We start from the raw sequence: 17267 nt of genomic DNA on the forward strand, positions 1-17267 counted from the left end.
AAGGTGCCTTTTCCTAGTAATGGAAGCTCATGCGGTCGGCGATGGATTTTGGTAGAGGCGGAACCTGAGACCTTGGGATTAGGAAGGTGGTCAGGTTGAAGAAGTCGCCAAAAATTTTATGCTTTCCGGTGGCATCGGCAAGGTACTTGTGACCACTGGAGCCACCTGTGCCGATCTTTTGGCCTAGCATGCGCATCGCCATCAAAGCGTGGCGATAGCGCCATGTGGTCATGGTTTCATCAATATCCAAAAGAGCGCGGATGATTCTGAATGGTGTTTGCAGGATCGGCTGATCGCGGTGCAGTTGAATCAGTAAGGCGGCATGCATGGCCTTGTGGCTCAGACGGAACTGACCTTCGGCGCGCAGCTTTTCAAAAGCCTTTTCGTCAAACAGGGCGTCGAAGCTTTTCAATGTTTGCTCCAGACCCTCGACAGTTTTCTTTTTAATTTCTTCGGTCAGTTGTGGATTCTTATTTACCGTGTTGATGTCGTCCTGGAACATTTTGCCCACAGCTTCTTTGTAGGACTCCCAGAAGTTGAAGTTTTCACCTTGCAGGAATGGAGTTCTTTCTAGCCATTTTTCCACGCAATCATGCAGGGACGGCTGATTCATAATCTCCAGCATCTCGGTCTGCTGGGATTCGCTTAAAGATTTATAGAAAGGGGATTGGTTATAAGCCAGACGGTCCCCCATGCGCAGGCCCAGCTTCGTTTCAATCAAACGCCATTGGAAACTCTGAAAGCCTGATGCGGGATAAAGCATGTCACGGAAATCCAGGAAATCCAGCGGCGTCATGGTTTCCAGGACATCAATCTGACCGATGATCAGCTTCAGAATACTGACAATGCGCTCTAAGCGTGCGCTGGCCATTCCCATTTCCGCTTCCGCCACGACAGGCTTTTGGAATGTTGAAAGGGCAGAGTTCAATTCGAAAATAATTTGCTTGAACCACAACTCATAAGTCTGGTGGACAATGATAAAAAGCAATTCGTCGTGAGCGGGTTTTCCGTACTCAACACTTTTCGGGTGTTGCGCATCAAGCAACGGGTCCAGACCAAGATAAGAATGATAGTGCACCGGTGGGTATTTCATTGGGAAAGCTCCTTCAGTAGTTGAACAAAGCCATCAATGTCCTGCTTTTGGGTGTCCCATGAGGTCATCCAACGGCATTCAAAAGTGGTTTCGTCCCAGACATAGAAAAAATAATGTTCACGCAGTTTCTTCACCCAGTGACTGGGGATTGTCGCAAAGACCGCGTTGCTTTGCGGAACCTCCCGCACACGGACGCCGGGAATGTTCTTACAGGATTCGTAAAGATACAAAGCCATTTCGTAAGAGTGACCTGCGATATCCTGCCACAGATTGTTTTTGAAATACGCCTCAAACTGGCAGGCAATAAAACGAGTCTTTGATGGCAGCTGCGCTGATTGTTTGCGAATGTACTTAAAATCCGCCGCCAGTTCTTTATTCAGAATCACGACGGCTTCACCCATCATCAGGCCGTTCTTGGTGCCACCGAAAGAAACAATATCTACGCCCAAGTCGGTCGTGATTTCTTTAAAGTTTTTTTTCAGGAAGAAGGCGGCATTGGAAAGGCGGGCACCATCAATATGCACATACAGCTTGCGAGCCTTCGCCCATTGAATAAGGTCTTTCAGCTCCTGCACAGAGTAGGTCGTGCCCAGCTCTGTCGGTTGGGTCAGGCTTAAGACTTGAGTTTGGGAATAGTGCTGATCTCCGCGACGGATGAAGGCCTTTTCCAAAGTTTCAATCTGAAGTTTTCCATTCACGGAAGGTAGTGGTAAAAGTTTGCAGCCCGCCATATATTCCGGCGCGCCACACTCATCCACATGAATATGGGCAACATCAGAGCAGAACACGGACTGGTGGGGTTTTGCTAAAGCTCTTAAAGCGGTCACGTTCGCAGCGGTGCCATTAAAGACAAAGAACACCTGAGCATCCGGTCCGAATTGTTTTTTGAACTCGCCAACGGCTGCTTCGGTCCATTCGTCAGTCCCGTAAGCGGGAGCATGTTCGGTATTCGCAGTCAGCAATGACTCCAGAATGCGAGGATGGATACCTGCGTGGTTGTCGCTGCCAAAACCGCGTTTCATAAGCTAGCTCTTCTTTAGATTTTCAAAAATAAAATTGTGTGCAAGCAAGGCAGCCAATTTGCTGGTGCGGTTGTCTTGATCTAACGGCGGGGAGACTTCGTAAATACCAATTCCGCGCACGTCGAAGTTTTCAATCATCCATAGATAGCTTTGCAGGAATTCTTTCGTGAAAAGACCCGTTGTCCAGGACTGACTGCAGCCCGGAGCTTCGCTGGAGGTAAATGCATCAATATCAATGCTAAGGAAGACTTTCTTTTTTTCTTTGCCCTTAAGATACGACTGTAAAATGTCCTGTAAACCGCGTTCGTTCACATCATCCAGGGTGAAGACTTCCGCGCCGTGATCTTTTGCCCACTTGATATGAGCCTGGCTGTTGCATTGGTTCTGGATGCCCACTTCGGCGAAATCAACGTGTCCCTGGAATTCAGAAAGCACGCGGTGGAAAGGGGTGCCGGAATTAAAGCCCTTGTCTGTCGGGCGCACGTCCATATGAGCATCAAAGTTGATCAGAACGGCGTCGTCATTGAAAACATCCAGGAAGCCGGCACCATCGCAATAACCATAGTCATGACCGCCACCCAAAGAAATCCAACGCTTTCCTGATTGGGCCAGGGTGCGAGTCGTTTCGCGTGCGCGTTCGTGACGTTCGGCCAAAGGTTTTTCTTTGTCGATCAGATCACCCAGATCCAGAATCTGCGGCAGACGGGTGCTTTGCAGATGCGGAGTCATTTTATAAAGGTAAGTGCGGATCTCACGAGGGGCTACTTGCGCGCCCACACGGCCACCGTTCAGGCCAATGCCCTCATCGTCAGGAAAGCCGATAATCGCGAAGTCGAAATTGTATTCTGGAAGTTTGCTTAGGTCGCCTTTAGCAAGGAGCTGGACGCATTCACCGAGACGCGGATCCTCTTTGTCGTTTTTGGTGAAAAGAAGATGTTTGTCGATGGAATGTAGCCAGCTCATTATTTCAGGTCGCCCCACTTACTTAGGTGAAGAGTCCGAGTCACGTTGCCCGTTTCGGAATCATAGATTTTCATCGTAGCACGTGATTTGTTGAAGCGGATAGTGGCAAAGGTGGTGGACGTTGCGTCAGACAAGAACAGCACCCAGTCTTTACCTGTAGAAGGTGTGACGCTGTAACGGTACGTGATCGGATCAACGATCGTGTAATCCTGTCCTTTTTGGAAATCTTTGATGCTGATTGGATAGAAGCTCAAAGAGTTGAAATCACGAACAGTCAGAAGGCCATCCGTGCTGTGCCAGTAGCCCAGCATCTTTTTCAAACCGACATAATCCACGCTTTCGATGTACGCCACACAGTTGTCGGTATCCAGGACACCGGAAGCTGTAACCGAGTCACCTGTGGAAAGGCGGCGAATGCTGGATTCGGCCTCTGGAGATTTGGATTCAATCAGGAAACGAACACAAGCAGAATCAGCTCTCAGGTAGCTGCCCGTAATGTCGCGTTCAATCGTGCCCAAAAGAGGGCGCGCTGAAAAGGCGGCAGATCCTGAAATCAGAATGAGGACGAAAAGCAGAATTCTCATGCCCCACCTTTTTTCATGGGAGAATATCCCGGTCAATAGTATTCCGACTCCATTTTTTGACGACGCGAGTCAGTTGCCGAAATATGCAGCATTTATAGCGAAACAACTGAGTAAAACTCGACATTTCTTGCTCGTTGGCCATGTGCTCTTCTAGGATTGAAATAAATGACCCACGAGAACCAAAACTGTCACTTGTTTTTTCCCTGGAATGGGGGCCTTCCGCCCCAGGATGTTGTCGTTCTGCGCGACGTGGAAATTGTTGGAGTGGGGGCTTTACGCCGTCATCAATTGGAAGTCTTAAAGAAGTCCAAAAAGCTGATCGTGCAAACCCACGAACCGCAGATTCCGGATCAGGTGCGGGCTATCTATGATGCCGAGTTGTTGCGTACGCTGGAATGGCTTCGCCCATTCAAAGTGGAGGCGGGGCAGGCCCTTGAGTTTCAGGCAGAGCAGTGGAGATTGTTCGAGCTGCTTTTCCCAAAAACACGCGAATCTTTAGGAGTTGCGGCGGATCGTTTGCGCAATGAATATCTGCAAAACATGGAGTGGAGCAGTTGGCTTTTGCAGGATCACTGGCGCTATTTTGTGGGGTTTCTTCGTCAGAAGTTCCCGGGTCAGGCGGATATTCTGGAGCTGGCTCACTGGGAATGGGTGCAGGCGTGGATTGAGATTCAGCCCTTCGATGGAGAAAGTGTTGCGGAGCCAGGAGTTCTATCGTTGAACCCCAGTTTGCAAATTGTGACTTTGTCGAGGGCAAACCCGGTTTTAAAGCGAGACAAAGGTATGTATGCATTTGTCTATAATTCTGTGAATTCCAGTGTGGGAGAAAGACCACTGGACCTGATCGAAGCACTATTCATCGACTTATTACAAGAGGATAGGAAGTATTCAAAAAAGCAACTTCTTGAAATGGCCTCCTTAAGCCTGAAAGCCACACCAGCCCTATCATCCGAAGAATTAGAAAAAAAGTTTTTATCACTCGTGGCTGACGATATACTCAAAGACGTTCCTTAAACTCAAAATAGGAGTCTGAATGAGTAAAAAGATTTTTGCCCTGGTCGCTGTTATGACGACAAGCCTCTGTGCAGGGATTTCTCAAGCGGCGACAGCCAGCGGCGTGATGGTGACGGCAAATGCCTTTATGTACAACACCACGGTGGAGGTCACGCCGGGCACTAAAAGTGAAGCCAAGTCCAGCATCTATGATATCAAGCTGGGTTACCTCAGCGGCAGTGGTCTTTATCTGGGGGGAATCTATACAGTCAGAAACTCGGAAGAGGATACTGACAGTACGGATGGTAACGCCATGGGGGCGTCCATTGGGTATGTGGGTTCCAGTGGCTTTTACGTGAAAGGTCATTATCTGGCCAGTGCGGAACTGGGTGACAACAAGGAAGGCACAGGTATTCAGGGGGATTTTGGTTATCTGACCAACATCACCGGCGCCTTGGTTGTGGGCGTGGAGCTCACTTATCGTTCAATTGAATACAAAAAGAACGACACCGCGCCGGGTATGGAAAAACTAAAACAGGATGAACTGTTTCCGATGTTAACAGTGGGCTTTGTGTTCTAGTCTAAACGCGCTGAAAATAAAGAAGAATAAAGGGCCTCTTGGGAGGCCCTTTATTTTTTGTGCTGGTGCAGGAAGTCCTCTTTGACCAGCTCATAAAAGGATCTTTTGTGGAAAACTCGGGCTGCTCCCACAGCAATGGCGGCACTGACCATCATAGGGAAGAGGGCTGAGTGGCGGTCGGTCATTTCAAAGATCAGAATAAATGCTGTGAAAGGGGTTTGCATAAAGCCCGACAGGAATGAAATCATGCAGGTCAGGATTAGAAGATGATGATTGTGAGGCCAGACGATCTGTGCGATGAAAGAGCCCATCACGGCACCAATTGTCAGTGATGGGGCGAAAAGGCCGCCCGCAGCACCCGCCAGGGCCATCAGCAAAGGGCCGACCATGCGCACCAGAATATCCTGCGCATTCGCGGAACCATCACGGAAAAGTAAATCCAGGATCAGAGTTTTCCCGCCCCCAATGGAGTGGTTGCTGATGAAATAGATGCACAGCCAGAAAATAAAGCCGCAACTGATGTTCAGAACGCTGAGCTTCGTAAATGAAGTCATGGATTTTCTTTTTTGATGGATGGAAAACAGCACAGAACCAAAGCTGGCACCGGCAATTCCTGTCAACGCTGAGGTGATGATCACCCAAAGATATGTTTCCCAACTGATGGACTCAATGCTTGGGAAGCCCAGATAAAGATAGCTGCCTTGAAAGGTCTGCACCAAAAGCCCTGTGGTGATGACGGACCAGATGACGTAAGTTTTAAAGTTATTGAAGTAGTCCCGGCTGAGTTCTTCCAGAGCATAGGCGATACCACCCAACGGAGTGTTAAAGGCGGCCGCAAGTCCCGAAGCACCACCTGCAAGAATAAATGAGCGCATGGAAATTTGCTGGATCCATTTGGTGGATTTTTCACCGATGCGATAGAAGAGGCCAGAGGCAATTTGCAGTGTGGGGCCTTCCTGTCCCACCGCTCCGCCACCCAAGACGCAGGCGATAGAGGCAATGATCTTCATCAGAATAGTGCGAATGCCAATCAAAGAGCGAATCAGGGGCTTGTCAGAAGCCGGGTCAAGTTCGTTGGCAATCAGCATTTGCGGAATACCGCTACCTCCGGCTTGTTTGGAAAAGCGATAGGGTAAAAACCAACTCAGATAAATCAGCGTGAGGGTTGAAACAAGAGAAATGCTCCAGTGCAGATGTTCAACGACTTTAAGTGCCACCTCTTCGCTCCAGAAGAAGGCTTGTGAGTAAAGCAGTGAAGTGATTGCGGCAACCAGGCTGGCAATAAGAAAAGGCACCAGGCGCAGGGTATCCTGATACTCGAATCTATTGGCGATATTTTGCCAGTGCTGGCGCAAAGAAGCAAAGGTCATGTTTAACCCTTACTCCCGTTGATGGCTGATGAAAACCTTTTTCTGGTAAAAAGTTACAGTCCTTTGAGAATATCATTCAGAAATTGCAAATGATTCAGCGGATGTTTTCCAACGTGTTCGATCATCATCTTCTTTGCCGCTTCATTTTTGGGAACGCCTTCAAAGGTGATCAGGCGATCCATCGCATTGGCAGAGGACACCAGGACGGCTAGTGGATCCATCTCTTTTTCGCGCATGCCTTTGGGGCCAGAGCCATTGATGGTTTCTTCGTGCTGGCCGATGATGTTGATGACTGTTTGATCAAAGTGCTTTTTGTCCTGAACTTTCTGCGCGCCTTCTTCGGGGTGTTTTTTCCAAACGGCGGTGTCTGCGGCAGACATTTGCGCCAAGGGCTGACTCAGATTCAGGGAAGAGTTGTGGTGTCCATAGTCATGCAGTAAAGCTCCCAAGGTCAGCAGTTGGGTTTTCTTGGGATCGGTGATGCCTAGCTTTTGGGCAAGCGCTATCGACAAGGTAGCCACCGTCACACCATGGTGAGAGATGGTCTTGTCGGTATTGTCGATATTCAACACGGCCGACATGGCTTGAGCATTGGTCAGCAGGAAGTTCACGTATTTGCCGGCGGCATCCTTGGCGTCATTGTAGGTCGCCACGTTGTCCGGATTTTCGAAAACCTCTTCGGTGTTGCTTTGCTGTGAACCCTGAATGATATCAGCGCGAGTTTGAATGTCCTTGTTGCCGGTGCCATCATAGGCGGTCTCGATATTTCTTTGCAGGTAACTGCGATAATTGTTTTCTTCGTCGGTCAGGATGTACATCTTGCGCAGTTTTTTGTCCTTAAGACGTTTTAAGCGGTCTCCTTCAAAGCTATCACCACGACGAAGGTAGAGGACCATTTTGTCATTGATCTTCACATAGGCATTGAAGTCGATTTTTTGATCACCGCGCAGAGTGCTCACACGAATAGAAACATAATCCATTGCCTGGGTATCCTTCGATTGTTATCGTTAATAGAATGGCGATTGATAAAGAAATTGTAGAAGATTTTGTGTCCGAGTCAAAGTCCTTGATTGAGGAGCTCATAGAGCTTCTCGAAAGTATTGAAGGTGACTTTTCGCAGGTGCAGAAATTGGCCGAATACGGCAACAATGTCGATCGTATTATGGGGGGAGCCAAGAGTCTGGCTTTGATGGCTCCTGCGGATCATGCGCTGCATATGATTGCGGACTATGCGGCGATCTGCAAGGCTGTGGGATATAAAGCGTCGCAGATTCAGGGGAATGAGCAGTTCTTTGATATTTGTGTGGCTCTTTTATTAGATGCAACAGAAACCTTGGAAACACTGTTGGGGCGCATTCATCAGGAAGGTCGTTTGCTGCGCGAAACCATTCCGCAGGCCTTTATCGAACGCTTACGCTGGGTTTCCAGTCAGTTCAGCGAGTCCGTCAGTGCCAGTGTTGGAACGGGTGTGGCGCCGGCAAAAATGAATCAATCCGAAATTGATGATCTTTTGAAAAAACTCGGTCTTTAATTTGAGATCCTGCGCAAAGCCCATTGAGCCAGTTCACCTAATTTTTCATGTTCCAACAGAGCTTCCACCTCCGGACGAAGCTCTTTCAGTCCGCGGTTGGCGCAGACCAATAGGGCATTGCGCTTTAAGCCGAAGGAACCAGCGCGGGCCAGTGGGGTTCCTAAAAAGTCCTTGCCGATTTTCTTTCCTGAGGCGCTTAAGATATAACGAAGGTCTTCGATGAGAAGGCTTTCTTCCGTGCTGGAAAGCGCCAGCGACTTTTCTATCGACAGCTGACCTTTAAAAACTTTTTGATTCCATGGGCAGACGGTTTGACAAAGATCACACCCGAAGAACCAATCTCCGATGGCTTCTCGCAGGTTTTCGGGGGGGACTTGGCGGGACTCGATCGTCAGATAGGAGATGCATTTGCGGGCATCCATCTTACGCGGTTCAATCAAGGCTCCAGTCGGACAGATATCCAGACAGCGCGTGCAGGTGCCGCAGAAGTCCGGTAAAGGGGCGATCTCTGTATTCAACTTCAGCGACGTATAGATTTCGCCAATAAAAAACAAGCTGCCTTTTTTTGGATGGATCAGGCAGGTGTTTTTTCCGACCCACCCCAGGCCAGCGCGTTTGGCGAGATCACGTTCCAGCACCGGGCTGCTGTCGGTGAAAGCCAGGAACTCTTCGTCGGGGAACTGAGCTTGCAGTTGGGTGCACAGTTCCTTCATGCGATCCTTGAACCAGAAATGATAGTCCATGCCCTGGGCATACAGGCTGACCCGGGCCTGTTTTAAAGGGAACTCGGATTTTTTCTCAGGGTGGGGGAAATAGCTCATGGCAAATACCAAAGCACTTTGAGCCCGGGGCCACTTGCTTTGCGGATTTTCTTTGATCGGAGCATGTTCTGCCAGATAAGCCATGTCTCCGTGAAGACCTTCCTGCAGCCATTCTTTGTAGAATTCAAAACTCAGGGGTTTGCTCAATGGCGTAATGCCGAAATGGGAAACCCCCAGTTCGGTCAAAGTTCCATCGATCAGACTTTTCATCTCCTGTGGCGTCACGAACAAACTCTTTCTTTCGGGCCGGTCTTTTTCTACACTGTCAGGGTGAACTCAGTGCAAAAGCTTATTCATTCTCACCCTCATTGGTCGGCAGTGGAGTCAATCTACCACACTCTGCAAGCTCATGGCTACAAAGCCTTTTTAGCGGGGGGCTGTGTGCGGGATGCCCTTCTGGGGCTTCAGGCTAATGATTTGGATGTGGCGACAGATGCGAACCCGGATCAAATTGAGTCCTTGTTTAAAAAAACCGTCAATGTCGGTAAAAGCTTCGGGGTGATGCGGGTTCTTGTGGATGGCGCGGATATCGAAGTGGCCACGTTCCGCAATGATGGCACTTATCTGGATGGGCGACGTCCTGAATCTGTTGTTTTCTCCACCCCGCAAGAAGACGCACAAAGACGGGACTTCACTGTGAATGCCCTGATGTATGATCTATCCACCGAACAAGTTCTGGATTATGTCGGCGGACAGGCAGACTTGCAGGCGGGTATTTTGCGCACGGTCGGGGATTCCGAACGGCGCTTTCTGGAGGATCATTTACGTCTGCTGCGAGCGGCCCGCTTTGCGGCCCAACTGAACTTTGTAATTGAAGACGAAAGCTTTCAGGCGATGACCCGCATGGCAACCCTTGTCACAAAAGTCAGTGGCGAGCGCATTCGTGATGAAATGAACAAACTTTTGAAAGCTCAGGCCGTTCCTCGGGGCCTTGAGGCGATGGCACAGTCGGGACTGATGCGGGAGCTATTCCCATTTCGTTTGCGCGACAATTCCTGGAAGACCAGCCCGCTGGTTGAAGAAGCCTGGCAGGCCTTGGCTTTATTTGTTCGCAAGGCTGATTCTGTGGAAATGGAAAAAACGCTGGATCGCTTAAGACTGTCCAGTCGTGAAAGAAGATGTATCGAAGATTCGTGGGCCGTGTGGCAGGATGCCCTCGCCCTTTTAAATCTGAGTATGGGAAAGAAACTGCAAAAGATGGCCCGGGATGGGGTGGCTTTTGCCCTGCGTATTCTGCTTGAGGAATCCCCTGAGAATTCTCAGATTCAAGAGCTGTTTGTCCAATGGGACTCGTGGCAGAATCTGTTGCCGCGACCTTTCTTAAATGGCGAGGACGTAAAGGGCTTGCTGACGGGAAAGGCGATCGGAGATTGTCTGGATCAAGCCTTTGAGTTGCAGCTTGAAAGAGGTTTGCAAAGCCGGGATGAGGCCTTGCAATGGTTAAAGAAGTATCTGAAGAAAGAATCATGATGACAGAGGCACACGTTCCCAGCACATGGAGAAGGCTTTTCGCGTACAGCATTGATCAAATGGTGGTTTTGCCATTTTACCTGCCGTTTATCGGTGTTTTTCTCCGCTTGTTTTTCACGGATGATGAGGTGTTAGTCAGCTTGAATCAATTGCTGGTGCTTTATCTGATTCCGGCGGTTTATGAGTGTGTGTTTTTGGTTCTGATGCAGGCAACCCCCGGGAAATGGCTGATGGGTTTAAAGGTGGTGCCTTCCAGAAACTATGATGAAAAGCTGCACTGGTCTCAGTGTTTGCTGCGACCTCTGGTGGGGCGGTTGAGTTTCTTCTTTTCGGCGGCCGTTTATTCTGTCGCTTTCTTCCGCTACGACCGTACCCACCTTTGTGACTGGGTTGCGGAAACGCGTGTGGTGCAGGGAACTCCACGTCCGCACAAAGCTCAGATTCGCTGGATCTTGGGGACCGTCGTGCTTTTGCTGTACGTTTATGAAGGGATGGTTTCGGCAAAAATGGTTCTGAATTCCATCGACTGGCAGGAACGTCAGGCGGATCTACGCGAAGTCTTTGATCTGCAAGATTACGTGGACGTCAATTTCGAATAGTTATCGCAGAACACTGATTTTTCCGTTTGTTTCAAGCACGGCTTTTTTCACGACAGAGGGATCTTCAAGTCCATTTTGTCTTAGCGAGGACAGCAGTTCCTCTTGGGTGATAAATTCACTTTTGCAGATGTTTTCGTTGATATGGCCGTCCTTGATGATCGTTTTGGGGCTGCCGTCCAAGAGCCGCTCCATTTTTCTGGAATGATACATGATCAGATCCACGCTGCGGTTCATTGCCACGAAAGTTGCGACCGATATCAGGGCCGCAGGCACCGAGTTGTCACCGCCAGTTATGGCGGAGCTGACGGATTCGCTGAGAATCAGCAGCAGGACCAGATCAAAAGGGCCCATTTCTGCAATTTGTTTGTGTCCAAAGAAACGCAAAAGTACAAACACCGCTGCGTAAATGATCACTGAACGTAAAATGTATTCCCACCATGGAAAACTTAGAGTCCACATGGGCTGACTTTAAGCAGATTTTTAATCTTGAACAAGAGGGAGCAGGATGTCTTATCACAGACTTAGGCGGCTGACGGCTTCCACTTTTTGAACAGGGATGTTGTCAGGAGTAAATCCACTTCGCCCGTGCCACTCAGGGCGGCATCGCGCAGGTCGGCAACCGCTTGATTGGCTGTTTTGGCCCGATGATTTTCCTGCAAGGCGGTCATTTCATGGAAACGATAAGCAAAGCCCAAAAGTTTGCCTAGTTCCGAAATGTCGCTGCCGGGAAGTTTTTTGGGGAAGCCTTTGCCATTGCTGCTTTCTCGATGTTGTCCGATAGCTTCGGCAATATCCAAAGGCAATGGCACTTTCTTGGCTTTAACCATATTGACTGAGCGTTCCGGGTAAAGATGATACTCGGATTTTTCCTCGTCGCTGTATTCACTCAAAGGCTTGCAGCCAACACTGGCGGGGAGTTTTGCCAGGCCGATATTATGCAGCAGTCCTGCAATAGCCGCGGACTCTCGTTTTTCTGCGGACCACCCCAGCAACTGGGCAAAATAAGCGGCATAGGCAGAAAGACAGATGCAGTCGTGGTAAAGCGTGCGGTTATTGCCCGAGAATCGGGAGATCTCGTCAAAAATTTCATCCGGGGTCAGATCCTTCGTCAGTTCAAAGTCAGCCACGATGGATTTGCACTTGTCCAGAATCTCTTTTCCTTCAGAATAGTCCGTGGTCGAACCACTCAGGAATTGCGCCATGATCTGATAGATCACTTTTTTAGAGCGATGGAATTTTTCCGTCATTGAGATTGGAAACGGCACATTGCGCATGCTCATGACTGTGCGGGCGTACTCAAAGAACTGAGTCATTTGAGTCTTCTTGATATACATCTGCTGGCGCAGGGTCTTGAACTTGTCCAGATGCTTTTGATCGACAACATCCCCGGCCTTTCGCATTAGAACCGAGCGGTGATTGGCGGGCAGGTGCACGTAGACGTCAAAGTTGATCTGTGTGTCGGCATCCATATCGCGCAAATCCACTGGCATCAGGGCCGTGATCGGGATCTGGTCGCCCTCCATGTTGATGGGGGCCAACTGCAGAACCATGTCAGAAATGAATTCGCGGTCGAAGTTGATGTGCATGATCTGATCTGCGCCGTTTTTCTTCAGAACTTCAAAATCCAGCGGAGCCAGGGAAGAATGCAGAACAATCACCGGACAGTCCGGGAAGTTCATTTTTGTGGATTGAATCCATTCGCTGGTCAGATTGGTCCCGTCCTGGCCGTCAACCAGGGCCAGAATAGGATTGAAGCCGTCAGAATTGCCGTAATCCAGAGCTTCGTCGATAGAGTGGAAGTGCTTAAGGCGGTATGGATAGTAACCCTTCAGGACAGCGGTGATGGCTTCCCAGAAGGAGTCGCGGGGACTCCCGATGAGAACATCAACCGTCTTGCCTGAAGCGGAACTCATTGTTGTACCGATATCTCTACATAGAATGTGGAGCCATTAGTCAGATTGAAGGGAATCACCAGAGTGGCGCCTTTGTCAGAGTGGGTGATTTTGAAGTCGCCGGAGATGACAGTGGGGATGGCCATTTCGAAGTTATAGCCAAGCTGGTTCAGCGTTGTTTTTGCGGAACCGTAGATCATATTGGTCATTTCACCGACAGCGTCAGAAACATCGCCATTGATAGCAGTGTATTTCTCGCCCAGCATGTTTTCCAGAATATGGAAGATGCTGTCTTTGCCATAGGAAATCAGCAAAGTGCCTTTCAGTGGTGGAGCCACCATGCCGACCATACCGGCAATTTCCCCTTTGAGCACAAACTGCGGCTCGATAAAGGGTTTTCCTGGTGTGGCGTCTGTTTGCGCCATGTTTTTCAGGGTTTTAAGAACGCCATCAACGAAAGCGTTGATCAGTCGTTTATCGAAAAGGGGATTAAGAGCCTCTACTTTGGGTGCAGCAGACATTGAATTCTCCTGGATAAAGGCTTAGGAAGCTTTTGCCTGGGTTGAAGGGTTGTGTTTAGCCCAAACGCGCTCCATCTTGGCTTTCAAAGTTGCCGAGTTGAAGGGTTTAACGACATAGTCAGACACGCCAGCTTTGGCGGCCTCAAGAATATGCTTTTGTTCCGACTCTGCTGTCACCAGCATGAAAGGAACAGACTTAGTACGGGGATCCGCTTTGCAGGACTTCAAAAGGTCGATGCCCTGCATCCCGGGCATATTCCAGTCCGAAATAATGAAGCCGTAAGGCTGTCCCGCATCATGAGCGGCCTGGATCATTGGCAGGGCGGTTTTGCCGTCATCAGCCTCCTCAACATTGGTGTAGCCCAGCTCATTTAGCACTTTTTTAATGATTTTTCGCATAGTTGCGAAGTCATCAACGACCAAAAACTTTGTATTTGTGGGAAACATAATATCTCCTGAAAAGGTAAAAGCATGTAAAATCCTCATGCTTATCGGTCTAGTTTTTTAAAACTAGAGTCCAAACCTATTGCGAATTCCAGTTTTTGTTGTCAGACTTTATTACAGGTGGTCGTGCTACTTTTGGACATGAGTCCTGGGTGGCGTAAAAGGTTTAGACGGATTTAAAAACTAAAAACAATTAGCGGGAGGGAGCAAGGATGCTCAGAGATGTCCTGATTCAAAAAGGTCTTTCAAATAGAGAGGCAGAAGTTGCTGAACTTGTGTCTAAAGGCTTGTCCAACAAGGAAGTTGCGAACCAGCTTTTTGTAACTGAGAAAACAGTTAAATTTCACCTCACAAACATCTACAAAAAAATGAATGTGAAGTCTCGTGCACAGTTGATCGTATGGTGCTTGCCTCACCTTGGCTTTGTTGAAAGCGAAGTACGCGCTGAAAACAACAACCAAAGTGCAGCTGCTGCGACTGCATTCAATAACAACGCAACTCAAACGATCCCAGCTGGATCTGCGACTGTTGCAGGTACAACAACTCTTCCAGGTAGCGGTTTGAACCGTGGTGGTAACTCCGATATCGGTATGGGCGGCATCTAATCTTTATTGATTAGATTAGTTCTAAGGCGCAGGATGTGGAGACACAGACCTGCGCTTTGTTTTTTTTGAAAGGGGCTGCATCTTGGCTGACGCTAAACCCGTATCCCAATCTCAAGTGGTGATGACTCAATTGGTTCTTCCTTCCCATACCAACTCTTTGGGAAGTGTCTTCGGCGGAACGATCATGTCCTGGATCGATATCTGCGCCGCTATCTGCTCGCAACGACACTGTAATAAAGAAACTGTCACGGCCAGTATCGACCGATTGGATTTTGTTGCTCCGGTTTACAAGGGCTGGGTGGTGAATCTGAAGGCCAGCGTGAATTACACGTCTCGAACTTCCATGGAAGTCGGAGTGAGAGTCGATGCTGAAAATCCCAAGACGGGTGAATCCTTCCATACAGCTTCTGCCTATCTGACTTTTGTAGCATTAGGATCTATGGGAAAACCGACAGCGGTGCCGGCATTGGTTCTGGAATCTGATGACGACAAACGCCGCTATGAGCAGGCGAAAAAACGTCGTGAGATCCGTCTGCAGAATAAGAGCAGATAGTTTTTCAAAACCAGATTTTTTGCAGTTTTTCATCTCGTTGTTGAGATACAATCCGAACACTCATCACAGTGCTGGCGTATATTTAAAAATGCTTTTAAATGTTCTGGCCCTAAGGTAGAAAGAGACCGTGGGGTTTGAAAATCAGGTAAATCCATTCGGGGAATTCGCAAAGACCAGTCAAATGGTTCAGGCCACGCTGAGCTTTGATTGGGCTGGCACAGAGCTAGGCCCCATCGAAAATTGGGATTCTGGTCTCATCAATTCATTGCGCATTCTTTTCAGTTGTCCCATTGGGATGTACTGCACCTGGGGCCCTCAACGAAGAGTCTTCTATAATGATCCCTACATCCCAATCTTAAAACATCGTCATCCACGCGCCCTGGGCTCGGCCCTTCATGATGTTTGGCCCGAAGTTTGGGATCAAGTGCATGCTATTGTCAGCAAAGTGGAAGCCGGAGGATACGTTTTAGAATCCGACGTGCAATTTGACATCGAGGTCGATGGCAAGCCTCAGGGAAATTATTATACTTACGGGAACTCTCCGCTGTTTAATGCTGAAGGAAAAATTTCGGGAATGCTTTGTACGATTCTTGATACGACAACGTCGGTGATCAGGAATCGTGCTGCCGAAGAAAGTTTGGCCCGCTCCAACCAGGAGGTCCGAGCCGAGCGCAGAAAGTTGCGTTCTATTCTTGAAAAGGCCCCTATTGCCATGGCTGTTTTGGAAGGGCCTGAACACCGTTTCGCTTTGACGAACAGTCTTTACCGTGAGCTCTTTCTGGGGGGCGACGATGTCGGCGGGCGAAGAGTGAAAGATGTTTTTCCCAAGATGGAAGAACTCGGGTTGATGGTGCAGCTGGAAGAAACTTTCCGCACAGGGAAAATCTTCGAAGCGCAAAATTTCGAAATTCATGATCATCGTGCGGATGGTGTTGAAATTTCGTTCTTTGTCGATTTTGTCTTTCAACCCATTTACGATTTGAATGATCAAATTGAAGGGCTTGTCCTTGCTCTTAACAATGTCACAAGTCGGGTGATGGCCGAGCGAGCTCTTCAGTCAGCAAAAAGCGCAGCCGAAAATGCCAACCACGCAAAGTCGGCATTTTTGGCAAATATGTCCCACGAAATCCGCACTCCTTTGGGGGTTATTCTCGGCTTTTCGGAAATAATCGGAACTCAGGATCTGGATTCAGCAGAAAGAGAAAAGTATCTCGAGATCATTCATCGCAATGGTCTGTCTCTTACGCGTATTATTGATGATATTCTGGATTTGTCCAAAATCGAGGCGGGCAAATTTGAAATCGAGAAGTCACCCGTCAGACTTAAAAAACTGCTTCAGGAAGTCCTGACTATGTTTTTCGATCTCGCTGCCCGAAAAAGTATTTACCTGAATTATGATCTGACCGAAATCGCTGACTTGGTTGTTGTTTCGGATGCAGTGCGAATCCGCCAGGTGTTGGTAAATCTCATAGGTAATGCGGTTAAATTTACTTCGGAAGGTTCCGTGAAAGTTTTTTGCCGGGCCGAGCAGGTAAGTGGAACACGCAAGAAAGTCACTTTTACCATTGAAGATACAGGCATCGGTATGACGCAGGAACAGTCAGATAGATTGTTCCAGCCATTCACGCAGGCGGATATCACTTCGACCCGCCGTTTTGGCGGTACGGGTCTGGGGCTGGCTCTTTCAAGAAATCTGGCTCATGCCCTCGGGGGTGATGTCAGAATTGTTCGATGCGAGCCTCAGGGGGGCTGTATCTTTGAATTTACTTTTCAGGCTGAGGATGCCAACCATGTCGCAGCGACAAGCTCTGCCGAGGGGCGGGTTGCAGAAACGCAAAGTCCCTTTGCCGGTTTCAAGGTGCTGGCCGTTGATGATTCGCCGGACAACCGTGAGCTTATTAAAAAAATTCTGAGTAAGTCCGGGCTTGAAGTCATTGAAGCTGAAAGTGGTGAAGAGGCTCTGAGTCAGTCTCTAAATCAGCATTATGATCTTGTCTTGATGGATATTCAGATGCCCGGGTTGGATGGGTATGGCACTTTGTCTGAGCTTCGTAAGAGTGGATTTAAAGGGCCGATCATCGCTTTAACAGCCCACGCGATGAAAGAAGACAGGGAGCGCGCTTTTGCTGCGGGATTTGCGGACCATCTGACAAAACCCATTGATTCAAAGACTCTTCTGCATGTCCTTCAATCTCATCTTAAGCCGGCGTAAGGCTGAGATGTAAA

General features: G+C 48.8%; 19 protein-coding genes. 8 read left to right on the plus strand and 11 right to left on the minus strand.

What is annotated here, in order from left to right; translation table 11 throughout:
* Positions 1-13: 13 nt before the first annotated feature.
* From ACES2G_RS08030 to ACES2G_RS08045, 4 genes are read right to left on the minus strand one after another with little or no spacing between them, the layout of a single operon-like run.
* Positions 14-1093 (minus strand): tryptophan 2,3-dioxygenase family protein, encoded by a 1080-nt coding sequence (locus ACES2G_RS08030; protein ID WP_374001783.1) that lies wholly within the window; start codon positions 1091-1093, stop codon positions 14-16.
* Positions 1090-2115: a low specificity L-threonine aldolase gene (locus tag ACES2G_RS08035; protein WP_374001784.1), complete on the minus strand. Its 1026-nt coding sequence runs from the start codon at positions 2113-2115 to the stop codon at positions 1090-1092. Before ACES2G_RS08035 ends, ACES2G_RS08030 begins: the two co-directional genes overlap by 4 nt.
* 3 nt (positions 2116-2118) lie before the next feature.
* The gene (locus ACES2G_RS08040; protein ID WP_374001785.1) at positions 2119-3078 is read right to left on the minus strand and encodes a formimidoylglutamase; all 960 of its coding nucleotides are present in this window, start codon (positions 3076-3078) and stop codon (positions 2119-2121) included.
* Complete coding sequence (locus tag ACES2G_RS08045; protein WP_347358833.1) at positions 3078-3662, minus strand: hypothetical protein; 585 nt, start codon at positions 3660-3662, stop codon at positions 3078-3080. The genes ACES2G_RS08040 and ACES2G_RS08045 overlap by 1 nt, the downstream gene beginning before the upstream one ends.
* A 165-nt stretch (positions 3663-3827) precedes the next feature.
* On the opposite strand from ACES2G_RS08045, the gene ACES2G_RS08050 reads away from it, so the two are divergent.
* Both ACES2G_RS08050 and ACES2G_RS08055 read left to right on the plus strand, forming a co-directional pair.
* Positions 3828-4676: a hypothetical protein gene (locus tag ACES2G_RS08050; protein WP_347358834.1), complete on the plus strand. Its 849-nt coding sequence runs from the start codon at positions 3828-3830 to the stop codon at positions 4674-4676.
* Positions 4677-4695: 19 nt separating this feature from the next.
* Positions 4696-5235, plus strand: coding sequence for a hypothetical protein (locus ACES2G_RS08055; protein WP_347358835.1), 540 nt, complete (start codon positions 4696-4698; stop codon positions 5233-5235).
* Between the two features lie 50 nt (positions 5236-5285).
* On the opposite strand, the gene ACES2G_RS08060 is transcribed toward ACES2G_RS08055, so the two are convergent.
* Both ACES2G_RS08060 and ACES2G_RS08065 read right to left on the minus strand, forming a co-directional pair.
* Entirely contained in the window at positions 5286-6605 is a 1320-nt protein-coding gene (locus tag ACES2G_RS08060) for a chloride channel protein (RefSeq protein WP_347358836.1), read from the minus strand.
* Positions 6606-6658: 53 nt separating this feature from the next.
* Positions 6659-7585: an HD domain-containing phosphohydrolase gene (locus ACES2G_RS08065; RefSeq protein ID WP_347358837.1), complete on the minus strand. Its 927-nt coding sequence runs from the start codon at positions 7583-7585 to the stop codon at positions 6659-6661.
* A 68-nt stretch (positions 7586-7653) separates the two neighbouring features.
* Between ACES2G_RS08065 and ACES2G_RS08070 the strand changes: the two genes are divergently transcribed.
* Positions 7654-8136 carry a hypothetical protein gene (locus ACES2G_RS08070; RefSeq protein WP_347358838.1) on the plus strand — a complete coding sequence of 161 codons (483 nt, stop codon included), beginning with the start codon at positions 7654-7656 and terminating at the stop codon, positions 8134-8136.
* Here the strand turns inward: ACES2G_RS08070 and queG are convergent.
* Complete coding sequence (queG, locus tag ACES2G_RS08075) at positions 8133-9182, minus strand: tRNA epoxyqueuosine(34) reductase QueG (RefSeq protein WP_374001786.1); 1050 nt, start codon at positions 9180-9182, stop codon at positions 8133-8135. The two genes, ACES2G_RS08070 and queG, sit on opposite strands and share 4 nt — an antisense overlap.
* A gap of 54 nt (positions 9183-9236) precedes the next feature.
* Between queG and ACES2G_RS08080 the strand changes: the two genes are divergently transcribed.
* Both ACES2G_RS08080 and ACES2G_RS08085 read left to right on the plus strand, forming a co-directional pair.
* Positions 9237-10427, plus strand: coding sequence for a CCA tRNA nucleotidyltransferase (locus ACES2G_RS08080; protein WP_374001787.1), 1191 nt, complete (start codon positions 9237-9239; stop codon positions 10425-10427).
* Positions 10394-11026, plus strand: coding sequence for an RDD family protein (locus tag ACES2G_RS08085; protein ID WP_374001788.1), 633 nt, complete (start codon positions 10394-10396; stop codon positions 11024-11026). Before ACES2G_RS08080 ends, ACES2G_RS08085 begins: the two co-directional genes overlap by 34 nt.
* Here ACES2G_RS08085 and ACES2G_RS08090 read toward each other — a convergent pair whose 3' ends face one another.
* The 4 genes from ACES2G_RS08090 to ACES2G_RS08105 all read right to left on the minus strand — a co-directional run bounded on the left by ACES2G_RS08090 (position 11027) and on the right by ACES2G_RS08105 (position 13886).
* The gene (locus ACES2G_RS08090; protein ID WP_374001789.1) at positions 11027-11485 is read right to left on the minus strand and encodes a DUF421 domain-containing protein; all 459 of its coding nucleotides are present in this window, start codon (positions 11483-11485) and stop codon (positions 11027-11029) included.
* A gap of 62 nt (positions 11486-11547) precedes the next feature.
* On the minus strand, positions 11548-12939 hold the full coding sequence (locus ACES2G_RS08095) for an HD-GYP domain-containing protein (protein WP_374001790.1): 1392 nt from the start codon (positions 12937-12939) through the stop codon (positions 11548-11550).
* Positions 12936-13439 (minus strand): chemotaxis protein CheX, encoded by a 504-nt coding sequence (locus ACES2G_RS08100; RefSeq protein ID WP_347359352.1) that lies wholly within the window; start codon positions 13437-13439, stop codon positions 12936-12938. Before ACES2G_RS08100 ends, ACES2G_RS08095 begins: the two co-directional genes overlap by 4 nt.
* A gap of 21 nt (positions 13440-13460) precedes the next feature.
* Complete coding sequence (locus ACES2G_RS08105) at positions 13461-13886, minus strand: response regulator (protein ID WP_347359353.1); 426 nt, start codon at positions 13884-13886, stop codon at positions 13461-13463.
* 209 nt (positions 13887-14095) lie between these two features.
* Between ACES2G_RS08105 and ACES2G_RS08110 the strand changes: the two genes are divergently transcribed.
* The 3 genes from ACES2G_RS08110 (at position 14096) to ACES2G_RS08120 (ending at position 17253) form a co-directional block, all read left to right on the plus strand.
* Positions 14096-14488, plus strand: coding sequence for a LuxR C-terminal-related transcriptional regulator (locus ACES2G_RS08110; protein WP_374001791.1), 393 nt, complete (start codon positions 14096-14098; stop codon positions 14486-14488).
* A gap of 121 nt (positions 14489-14609) precedes the next feature.
* Positions 14610-15041 carry an acyl-CoA thioesterase gene (locus ACES2G_RS08115; protein WP_374001890.1) on the plus strand — a complete coding sequence of 144 codons (432 nt, stop codon included), beginning with the start codon at positions 14610-14612 and terminating at the stop codon, positions 15039-15041.
* 127 nt (positions 15042-15168) lie between these two features.
* Positions 15169-17253: a response regulator gene (locus ACES2G_RS08120; RefSeq protein WP_374001792.1), complete on the plus strand. Its 2085-nt coding sequence runs from the start codon at positions 15169-15171 to the stop codon at positions 17251-17253.
* The last annotated feature ends 14 nt before the right edge of the window (positions 17254-17267 follow it).

Origin of the sequence: Bdellovibrio bacteriovorus (assembly GCF_041888015.1) — a bacterium.
GTDB lineage: Bacteria > Bdellovibrionota > Bdellovibrionia > Bdellovibrionales > Bdellovibrionaceae > Bdellovibrio.